General features: G+C 44.9%; 8 protein-coding genes, 1 tRNA gene, 1 other RNA gene and 1 pseudogene. 7 read left to right on the forward strand and 4 right to left on the reverse strand.

Features of this window, described 5'->3' with window-relative positions:
- Positions 1 to 150: 150 nt before the first annotated feature.
- From VB775_RS19000 to VB775_RS19015, 4 genes are all read left to right on the forward strand, one after another.
- A complete protein-coding gene (locus VB775_RS19000; RefSeq protein ID WP_281007294.1) occupies positions 151 to 501 on the forward strand; it encodes a hypothetical protein in 351 nt (116 codons plus the stop codon).
- 199 nt (positions 502 to 700) lie between these two features.
- Entirely contained in the window at positions 701 to 2,443 is a 1,743-nt protein-coding gene (gene ftsY / locus VB775_RS19005; RefSeq protein WP_281007295.1) for a signal recognition particle-docking protein FtsY, read from the forward strand.
- A gap of 134 nt (positions 2,444 to 2,577) precedes the next feature.
- Complete coding sequence (locus VB775_RS19010; protein ID WP_281007296.1) at positions 2,578 to 3,966, forward strand: PP2C family protein-serine/threonine phosphatase; 1,389 nt, start codon at positions 2,578 to 2,580, stop codon at positions 3,964 to 3,966.
- 16 nt (positions 3,967 to 3,982) lie between these two features.
- Positions 3,983 to 4,261, forward strand: a complete 279-nt coding sequence (locus VB775_RS19015) for a hypothetical protein (RefSeq protein WP_281007297.1) — start codon at positions 3,983 to 3,985, stop codon at positions 4,259 to 4,261.
- A gap of 41 nt (positions 4,262 to 4,302) precedes the next feature.
- On the opposite strand, the gene VB775_RS19020 is transcribed toward VB775_RS19015, so the two are convergent.
- From VB775_RS19020 to VB775_RS19030, 3 genes are all read right to left on the reverse strand, one after another.
- A tRNA-Met gene (locus VB775_RS19020) sits at positions 4,303 to 4,376 on the reverse strand.
- 115 nt (positions 4,377 to 4,491) lie between these two features.
- Positions 4,492 to 4,678: non-coding RNA, 6S RNA (ssrS, locus tag VB775_RS19025), on the reverse strand.
- A gap of 156 nt (positions 4,679 to 4,834) precedes the next feature.
- Positions 4,835 to 5,575 (reverse strand): DUF554 domain-containing protein, encoded by a 741-nt coding sequence (locus VB775_RS19030; protein ID WP_281007298.1) that lies wholly within the window; start codon positions 5,573 to 5,575, stop codon positions 4,835 to 4,837.
- A gap of 401 nt (positions 5,576 to 5,976) precedes the next feature.
- Between VB775_RS19030 and VB775_RS19035 the strand changes: the two genes are divergently transcribed.
- The 3 genes from VB775_RS19035 (at position 5,977) to bchL (ending at position 10,050) form a co-directional block, all read left to right on the forward strand.
- Positions 5,977 to 7,257: a ferredoxin:protochlorophyllide reductase (ATP-dependent) subunit N gene (locus tag VB775_RS19035; protein WP_281007299.1), complete on the forward strand. Its 1,281-nt coding sequence runs from the start codon at positions 5,977 to 5,979 to the stop codon at positions 7,255 to 7,257.
- A gap of 135 nt (positions 7,258 to 7,392) precedes the next feature.
- A complete protein-coding gene (gene bchB / locus VB775_RS19040; RefSeq protein WP_281007300.1) occupies positions 7,393 to 9,084 on the forward strand; it encodes a ferredoxin:protochlorophyllide reductase (ATP-dependent) subunit B in 1,692 nt (563 codons plus the stop codon).
- Between the two features lie 93 nt (positions 9,085 to 9,177).
- Positions 9,178 to 10,050, forward strand: coding sequence for a ferredoxin:protochlorophyllide reductase (ATP-dependent) iron-sulfur ATP-binding protein (gene bchL, locus VB775_RS19045; protein ID WP_190579856.1), 873 nt, complete (start codon positions 9,178 to 9,180; stop codon positions 10,048 to 10,050).
- Positions 10,051 to 10,408: 358 nt separating this feature from the next.
- Here bchL and VB775_RS19050 read toward each other — a convergent pair.
- A pseudogene (locus VB775_RS19050) lies at positions 10,409 to 10,563 on the reverse strand (IS982 family transposase); the annotation flags it as partial.

Consider the following 10,563-nt stretch of genomic DNA (forward strand, 5'->3'; position numbering starts at 1 on the left):
TGCGCCATGAATAAAAAAAGCAGCACGTAGTGCTGCTTTTTTTATGTTGAAAATCATCCCGATCGCGATCGCACGGTATGTTGCTAAAATGTTACACATCGCAATAAAAAGACAAATTCAACCCAATTTTAGGAAAATAGGTATAAATACATGGCTCTTTTCGGATTATTTGGCAAAAAGGATGAGAAGAAGGATGCAAACAACACAGAATCATCTTATTTTCTGGATGAAGACTCCGCCAAAACCTTTGGCAACATCGATTACATGCGTACACCCAAGGCTGTCAAAAAAACATTCCCTACGGTTAACGGTGTCAAAGGCGCTGAAATTACTGAGATTGTATCAGCAACCGAGAAAATTGAAGGCAATGAAATTGATGTTCCTATCAGCAATGTTTCTGAACCAAAACCACAATCCACATTTGAGCCAAAGATTAACACTCGTGTAGATTCGAGTATGGATATCTTTCTCAACATGGCAAAAGATATTAAAAAGAAATAAATCCATAAAAAAAGAAGCGACGCTTTGCGTCGCTTCTTTTTTTATGGATTTCGGAAAACCGTCTAGATCTGATTTAGTACTAATAACCTATACACCGTAAACTATCTTAGTAAGTTGACCAAATATTCAATTTGTAGAGAGCGCTTCGCATCTTCTACAAGTTGAATACAGATTCAAGCATGGCGCAAAGGGTATTAGCATGGTGTTTAACTGGTTTCGGCGAAAGTTTGACGATGACAAAAGTGTAAATGATCAATCCGTAGAGTCACCCCAAGCTGAAGAAAAGACACCTGAATCTACACCTGTTGAAGATCCTAGCCCGATCTCAACGCCAGCATCACAGGATTTATTAAATTGGGCAAAGGCTGCCTATGCCAATGTGCAGCAACAAGCTGAAGTTGCGGAAGATCAAGCGACTGAGGCAGAGGTCCCAGAGCCAGAAATTACTGAGCAAGAAGCCAAGGTTGCTGAGCCTGAACTGGTTGAAGCGACTCCAGAAATTATTCAGCAAGAAGCCAAGGCTACTGAGCCAGAAATTGCTGAGCCTGAGATTGCAGAACCAGAAGCTGCTCTAGAAATTAGAGAGCCTGAAGTCATTACTGAATTGCAAGTTGATGAACCTGCAATGTTTGAAGCTGAGCTAGAAATTAGTGAGTCAGTTGCTGAGTCTTCTTTAGAAGTATCTCCAGAAACAACCACTGAAGTTCCTGCATCAGTTGAACCTGCGATTGAACCAGCGATCGCTGAAGTTATTTCCTCAGAAGTAGTTTCTCCAGAAGTAACTACTCCTGAACCTGAAGCAGTGCCTTTTTGGATGCAGTCCGAAAGCGATCGCCAAGCGAGGATTGCCGCTCTCGAAGCCACAGCGATTATTGAGCCAGAGCCAGAAGTTAAACCTGTAGCTACTTCCAGACGCAAAGCCACGATCAAGTTTGATGATGATTTTATCTGGTCAGCCGAAGTCCTCGCCTCCCAAGGTCGTCGCCCCGAAGAAATTTCTGTCGAAGAAATCACATGGCTGAATCGGTTACGTCAAGGTTTAGACAAAACTCGATTATCGCTAGTCAATCAACTTAAGGCGATCGTCGGACAAGGTCCCCTCAGTGCTGATTCCGTTGATGATATTGAGGCTTTGCTCTTGCAGGCTGATGTTGGCGTTAAGGCAACCGATCAAATTATTGCCAAGCTGCAAGATAAACTCCGCAAAGAAGTACTGCCCCCAGAAGAAGCGATCGCCTATCTCAAACAAATTTTGCGCGAAATGCTTGATGTATCAGCGCAGAAAGGTGGTGAACCGATCCCCATGTTGATTCCAGAGAAGAATCAACTAAATATTTGGTTGATCACTGGCGTAAATGGGGCTGGTAAAACGACGACGATCGGTAAACTATCGCATCTCAGTGTCAAATCTGGCTATAAAACCCTCATCGCCGCCGCCGATACTTTCCGCGCTGCTGCGGTTGAGCAGGTCAAGAGTTGGGGACAAAGATCGAATGTAGATGTAATTTGCAACCCAGCCCAAAATGCCGATCCCGCCGCCGTGGTTTTTGATGCGATTAGCGCGGCTCAAGCCAGAGGCACTGAGTTATTGCTTGTAGACACTGCTGGCAGATTGCAAAACAAGAAGAATCTGATGGAAGAACTCAGCAAAATCCGCCGCATCGTCGATAAAAAATCAGCCGATGCCAAGATCGAATCTTTGCTAGTGCTAGATTCCACCCTTGGACAAAATGGACTTAAACAAGCCGAAGTTTTTGCCCAATCCGCAGGGATTACGGGCGTGATCCTCACGAAGCTTGATGGCACGGCAAAAGGTGGGGTGGCGATCGCTGTCGTGCAACAACTTGGTTTACCCATCAGATTTATTGGCGCAGGTGAAGGGATTGAAGACTTGCGTCCCTTTTCAAGCTATGAATTTGTCGAAGCATTATTAAGTAACTAGTTTTTGCGGTGCTTCGCGCCGCAAAAATACTTTTAAAAAATTACTGAAATCGTTTGTTAATTTTTGTCCAACTAAGGCTAAACTGTTTGACTAAATTAGCTTTCGTACAAACCACCTAGCGTTGCAGCATTGGTATGTCTCTATCATTGCCACCTAGAAATAGATCACTCCCATCACAGCCAGATATCGACAATGCCTCTGTGATGGTGATGAAGGATCTCAAAGACCTGCTCAGACGGATGAGTCAGGATCAAAATAAAATCCATGAGCTACTTAGCTTTTTGGGTTACGCTCTCCGCAGCTTTAGTAACCTCAATCAGTTTTTAGAATTAATTCCCCTGATTGCCAGTCGTGTGACTGACTCAGATGGTGGTGCGCTAATTTTATTTAAGGCAAGTGGACAAATGCGCCTAGAGTCTTTGCATTGTCCTGAGCGCAATCAAGGCGGCATGAAAGCGCAACAAGTAAGAACGGCGATCGAACGAGCGATCCAACAGGTCTTAACAGGCAGTCCAACCGCTCTTGATGAGATGGTCAGTCGCTATCTAGGTGCAGATGTCCATTTGTACGGCACATCGGTTTTAGTCAAAAATGCAGTGCGCGGTCGCCTTTATATTTTCAGCCGTAAACCTGATTATATTTGGACAGATAACAAGCGGACTTTGATGCGCCTTGTTGCCGATCAAACCTCAGTTGGTTTAGAAAATCATGAACTCACTACCGAATTAATCAAAAAAGAGCGTCAAGATCGGGAGATGGAGATCGGCGCAGAAATCCAGCGCCAACTCTTACCACGCACCTGTCCCAAGATTCAAGGTATTGAGATCTCAGCGAAATGCTCTACGGCTAGCCGAGTAGGTGGCGACTATTATGACTTTATCCCGATGCAAAAGGGCGATCGCTGGAGTTTTGTGGTCGGTGATGTGATGGGCAAGGGCGTTCCCGCAGGATTAATCATGACCATGACAAGAGGGATGTTGCGAGCAGAAGTATTAAATAACCATTCTCCCAGCAAAATTTTGGAACATCTCAATGAGGTGATGTATGAAGATTTAGAGAAATCTCATCGCTTCGTGACCATGTTTTATTCAGAATATGATCCCGAAACGCAGATTCTTTCCTTTAGTAATGCCGCCCATACTCCTGCCTTACATTGGCGAGCCAAGACAAGATCTGTTCATGCCCTCGATACCATGGGGGCTTTGATCGGCTTAGAGGCTGGGTCGAAGTATGAAGAACGCAGCACTCACCTAAATTCAGGTGATGTCGTCATCTATTACACTGATGGCTTCACTGAGGCGGCTAGTCCAGAAGGCGATCGCTTTGACGAAGAAAATCTTCGCAAAGCCCTAGACTGGGCTTGTCAAAATTGTTTTCCCCTTTCTGATGATGTGACTCGTCCACAAATGATTCTTGACTACATCTTCCAAGAAGTGCAAAACTTTATTGGAGAAGGGCATACTCACACTGATGATATGACCCTCGTGGTTATGCATATAAAAGATAAAGCCCTAGTAAATTAACCCAAGACTAAAAATTATGTTTGACTTAGCCCAAGCCCAGCATTTGGTAACTAGTGTGACTATCACTGACTTATCATTTCATTTGTCAGCACTCAATATTCCTAGCAATTTACATCTCAATATTGCAGATTTGCATTCACATATAAATATGGATTTGCTTGCTCAACAGTTTAATCAGGATGTCATGGGAGACTTAGGAAAAGGCTGGAATAACTTTGTAAAATCTGGCCAAATTTGGGCGCTGATGATTGGTGTCGTCGTCGGCTATCTATTTAGAAGCATTACCAACACTTAGAACACAAAAAAAGCTGCACTCAGTGCAGCTTTTTTTGTTAATGGCGGGGGACGGATTTGAACCATCGACCTTCGGGTTATGAGCCCGACGAGCTACCAGGCTGCTCTACCCCGCGTTGTTTCGCTTAGCTAATATAGCATGGTTTTATGGGAACGCAAGCATTTTCTCAAAGTTTTTTAAAAATGGCTCTGTACATTGTACAGAGCCATTTCTAAAAAACTTTGATTTTTCACCCCTCCGTAACGCCGTCTTACCTCAGTTGTTTGACCCGGTAAAACCAGGTGGAGGCTTGGCTCTCAGCCTAACTTAAGTTCCCAGATGCAAGTCTGGTTTACTGCGGCGGAGATTACGAAGACTCCTAGAAAACAATTATCGATCAAGACACATTATCGGTAGTCACGCACGCCACAGAGGAGCTTGACTAATTATAGCAATCTAAGCCAACAAAATAGGAAAAGTGCAAAGCACCCAGTAACTCTCAATATATGGCTGTCGCCATTCTTGAATAGTGTGAGGCGGCGCTTCGCGCCGCCTCACACTATTTTGTTTTTTCCAGCGCCGCAGGCGCTGGAATTATTGAAGACTATCTGCTAGCCAGTAAACTAATGGCGCGATCGCTAAAGCTGGTAAAAAAGATGCAACTCTGACTTTAGCGAGTTCTAACAAGTTTAAACCTAGCCCCAAAAGCATTAAGCCCCCAACGCCTGTAATAATTAGTACGGGCTGAGCATTAGTGGGATCGGGTAAGCTTTGCGCTAAATTTCCTGCAAGCAAAGATAAACTGCCTTGATACAGAGCAACGGGCAAAGCCGAGAATCCAACACCGATTCCATAGGTGCTAGCAAATACGATTGAAATAAAACCGTCTAGAGCCGACTTGAGAACCAAAAGATTATCTTCGCCTCTGAGTCCGTTATTGAGGCTGCCAATAATTGCCATTGGTCCAATACAGAATAAAAGACTCGCCGCAACAAACCCTTCTGTAAATTTACCTTTGCCCTTAAATTTCGCTTTTAACCAATCGCCAACCGATTCTAAACGTTTCTCGATTTGCCCTAATTCACCAATCACACCGCCAATGATTAACGCAATCAGCGATAGAATCACACCATCTAAAGCGCCAGCTTTAACCTTAAGTAAGCTATTTGCCATATTTATGCTGACAAACATGGTGATTAGCCCGATCGCTTGTTTGAGAATGGGTAACGACTGAGAAAGAAAACGACCGCGTAAAATGAGTCCGAGGAATGTACCAAAGGCGATCGCCAAAACATTAATCCAAGTCCCACTGGTTTTAGTCCAAAAATCTAACATTTAGTTACGGTAATTTTGTGCTGATGAGCAAGTCATATAATTTCTGAGCAAGATTGTAATTAAGTATATTTACTTGCGATCCCCATACTCATTTCCCAGAAAAGAATTGGCAATGTGGTATTTCTCCTTGTATCACCAATTTTCAACTTTAATGACATCTATTTTTTAGGTGGGAAGGGAGTAGAATTCCCATATGTAGAGATTGTAGATCCTTATACTCCTGTAAACCTTTGCAACTTTTTAACCAGTCTCTTGGTTTTACTAAATATAGTAAAGAGAATTAACTCATTGATCGCGTTGCGATCGCGCACTTTTGACAGCAAACATCGGCTAGCCCTTTCAGAATTAGGGTATAGCCTTTTAAGAAAAACTAGGGATTTAGCCCAAAAGGAGAGCAAAACATGGCTCTAGAGCCTTGCACGGAATTACCTGTCAAAATTACTGCTGATATTCCCGTACTTAAGGAACGGGGACAAAGAGAGGTTTTTTGTGGCTTGACGGGAATCGTTTGGCTACATCGCAAAATGCAGGATGCTTTTTTTCTGGTAGTCGGTTCTCGTACCTGCGCCCATTTGATCCAATCAGCAGCAGGTGTGATGATTTTTGCCGAGCCAAGATTTGGCACAGCAATTCTCGGCGAACGAGATCTGGCTGGACTTGCGGATGCTAACGAAGAACTTGATCGGGTTGTCGATCAGTTATTAGAGCGTCGCCCTGATATTGGGACTTTGTTCTTAGTGGGATCATGTCCCTCTGAGGTAATTAAGCTTGATCTCGCCAAAGCTGCCGAACGCATGAATCAGAGATTCTTTCCAAAAGTCAGAATCCTCAATTATTCAGGCAGTGGTATTGAAACTACATTTACTCAGGGTGAAGATGCTTGTCTGGGATCAATGGTTCCCGTATTGCCCCGTAGCCAAGATGAACCAAGCCTAATGGTGGTTGGTAGCCTTGCGGATGTGGTGGAAGACCAATTCCGAAGACTATTTGACAAGATGGGCATTGGCCCTGTTTATTTCTTTCCACCTCGTCGTGCGGCAAATTTGCCGCCCATCGGGAAAGGTACGAAATTACTACTAGCGCAGCCATTTTTAAGCGAAACTGTGCGATCGCTAATAGCTCGCGGCGCAACCCTGTTACCATCGCCCTATCCCTTTGGGATCGAAGGGACGACTTCATGGTTAAAGACTGCTGCTGATGCTTGGAATATTGCTGATGACCAGTTTGAACAGGCGATCGCCCCCTCTGTAAGCCGTGGCAAAATTGCTTTAGAGCGCTATCGTCAAGCCTTGACAGGTCGAAAAGCATTTCTATTCCCTGACTCACAGTTAGAAATTCCTTTGGCACGTTTTCTGTCTAGAGAATGTGGCATGGAGCTAGTCGAAGTCGGTACGCCTTATATTGATCGCCTATTGATGGACAGCGAGATTAACCTACTACCAGTTGGCACAGCACTTTCAGAAGGTCAGGATGTGGAAAAGCAGCTTGATCGCTGTCGCGAAGCTAGACCTGATATTACCGTCTGTGGTTTAGGGCTTGCCAACCCTCTCGAAGCTGAAGGTATGGCAACTAAATGGTCAATCGAATTAGTATTTTCACCGATTCATGGTTATGACCAAGCTGCCGACTTAGCAGAATTGTTTGCTCGTCCACTTGAGAGACGACGACGACTGACAGTTTAAATATTAGATCCCCCCCAGCCCCCCTTATAAAGGGGGGAGAATCAAGAATTATCTTCTTCCCCCTTTATAAGGGGGATTGAGGGGGATCGTTACCAATCAACAATTTCCAATCACCAATTTTCAATCATTCAACCTATGGAATTAACCCTCTGGACTTACGAAGGTCCTCCCCATGTGGGAGCGATGCGAATTGCAACTAGCATGGAAGGAGTGCATTATGTACTTCACGCACCACAGGGCGACACTTACGCCGATCTACTGTTTACGATGATCGAGCGACGCGATCGCCGTCCGCCTGTAACCTATACGACTTTTCAAGCTCGTGATCTGGGTGGTGATACTGCCGAGATGGTCAAGACTTCAGTACGTGATGCCTATGAAAGATTTAAGCCTCAAGTAATGTTGGTTGGCGAGAGTTGCACTGCTGAGTTGATTCAAGATCAGCCAGGCTCTCTCGCCAAAGGCATGGGCATACCAATTCCGATCGTCAGTTTAGAATTGCCAGCTTATTCCAAAAAAGAGAATTGGGGCGCGAGTGAAACTCTATATCACTTAGTTCGCACTTTACTTTTGCCTGTTGTCCCTGCACCAAACACACCAAGACCTAAGCGCGATCCTCATATTCGTCCCAAAGCTAATATCTTAGGCCCAACAGCATTGGGCTTTAGGTGTCGTGATGATATTCGCGAAGTGATTAAGTTGCTTGGGGAAATTGGCGTTGATGTGAATGTAGTCGCACCAATGGGAGCAACACCAGATGACTTAATGCGGATTCCCGATGCTGATTTTAATATTTGCCTCTATCCTGAGATCGCCCTCACAACTTGTACTTGGTTGACCCGCAGTTTTGCCCAACCAGTCGTCAAGATAGTGCCAATCGGTGTTGGCGCAACTCGTGACTTTATTGCGGAAATTGGTAGGGTTGCAGATATTGATGTTAGTCAAGCTCTAGCGCGATCGCAGTCCGACACTTTAGGGAACTGGGATGCTGCGCGAGTCTCATCGGGGGCTGAAGCTAATGCTTCCAGACTTCCTTGGTATTCGCGATCGGTTGACTCCACGTATCTAACGGGTAAGCGCGTATTCATCTTTGGTGATGCGACTCATGCCTTAGCGGCAGCAAGAATTGCTACGGAAGAATTGGGCTTTACCCTTGTTGGTATTGGAACCTATAGCCGAGAATTTGCGCGAGAAGTACGCGAAGTGGCGAAGAAGCATGGACTCGAAGCCGTGATTAGTGATGATTATCTTGCTGTGGAAGCTAAAGTTGCTGAAGCCGCTCCAGAACTAGTGCTTGGCACTCAGATGGAACGACATATTGCCAAACGCTTGGGTATCCCTTGCGCGGTAATTTCTGCACCAATCCACGTTCAAGATGTACCTGCTCGTTACTCACCTCAAATGGGTTGGGAAGGTGCGAATGTGATTTTTGATAGCTGGGTGCATCCTTTGATGATGGGTCTAGAGGAGCATTTGATTGGGATGTTCCGTGAAGACTTCGAGTTTGCGGAAGGACATATGAGCCATTTGCATACTGCTCCATCACAGGAGAATCGCCGCGAAACGTTGACAACAGAATCAGTGGGAGAGGCGATCGCGATCGCCTCGACAGGTGGTTCTAATCAAGCCGTTCTTACGCCCGTGGAAGTGACTCAAGAGTTGCAGGGAATTACTTGGAGCGCTGATGGTGAAGCTGAGTTGAAGAAGATTCCCTTCTTTGTACGTGGCAAAATCAAGCGCAATACTGAGAAATTCGCTAGCGATCGTGGACTCACTTCGATCACCGTAGAAACTCTCTACGACGCAAAAGCAGCGATCGGCAAGTAATTGATTTGGGAGCAAAGCTCCCAATCAAAGTTTATTAATATAGTTGTTTTATAGGAGTTCATTTTGGCAGTTTTAACAGCGCATCCACCATCAATCACTAAATGTGAAGATGGAGAAGGTAGTGTTCAGGTACATCAAGATCCAGGAATGGTTATTGAAGGTGCTTTGGTAATTGCCGTCTACGGTAAAGGCGGTATCGGTAAATCTACCACTTCCTCGAATCTATCAGCAGCATTCTCTCACCTTGGCAAGCGCGTCCTCCAAATTGGGTGCGATCCTAAGCATGACAGCACCTTCACTCTCACTAAGAGAATGGTTCCAACTGTAATCGATGTTCTCGAAACCGTTGACTTCCATTCTGAAGAGTTACAGACCAATGACTTCATGTTTGAAGGCTATAACGGAGTCATGTGTATTGAAGCTGGTGGTCCCCCTGCTGGTACTGGTTGCGGCGGCTATGTCACAGGTCAAACCGTTAAACTCCTTAAAGAACATCATCTACTTGAAGATACTGATGTTGTGATTTTTGATGTATTGGGTGATGTCGTCTGTGGTGGTTTTGCAGCACCATTGCAACATGCTCACTACTGCTTGATTGTTACGGCAAATGACTTTGACTCCATCTTCGCAATGAATCGCATCGTCGCCGCGATTCAATCAAAAGCGAAAAACTATCGTGTTCGCCTCGGTGGTATTATTGCTAACCGTAGTGAAGGAACTGATCAGATTGACAAGTTCAATGATCGCGTTGGTCTGAAAACCTTGGCGCATTTCCGCACCGTTGATGCCATCCGTCGCAGTCGGTTGAAAAAATGCACAGTGTTTGAAATGGAGCCAGATCCTGAAGTTCTCGAAGTACAGCAAGAATATCTCAAGCTGGCTAAGGGGATGCTGGAAAATGCTGAGCCACTGTATGCTCAACCACTGAAGGATCGTGAAATTTTCGACCTCCTTGGTTTTGACTAATCACTGATGTTACGTGGAAAGAATTCCTTCGATGGCGGAAGTCTAGGGCTGGCACGGGGGCACAGCCCCTACAAAATCTGCAATTTACAGGTAGGGGCAATCCCCCCGTGGTTGCCCTGCTTCGCTAGCAGTAAGAGATTTATCATCTGCGTTCCACGTAACATTCATAATCATCAAAAAAGCCCTCGCTAAGCGAGGGCTTTTTTTAGAGATCTAGCGATCGCGTAATCGCATACATCTTTACATCCCACGATCGCTCTTTATAAAAAAGATAGTTATGCAAAATCCCCTCAAATTGCATTTCTGCTTTTTCTAAAACCCTAGCGGAGGAAACATTATTTAACGTGAGTTCGACGCACTAAAAGATGGTAGGAGGAAGAGCAGGCAAGCCTTTGAAGAGAAGATCTAAAGCAGGTTTAGTCTCTCGATATGTATAAGCAACCAACCCAGCTAAAAGGTTGACAAGAAAATTAAAAAAACTGCGATGTCTTGAATGCTCAATCTGAGAAATGT

It is taken from the genome of Pseudanabaena sp. CCNP1317, from assembly GCF_034931345.1.
GTDB classification, from domain to species: Bacteria; Cyanobacteriota; Cyanobacteriia; order Pseudanabaenales; family Pseudanabaenaceae; genus Pseudanabaena; species Pseudanabaena galeata.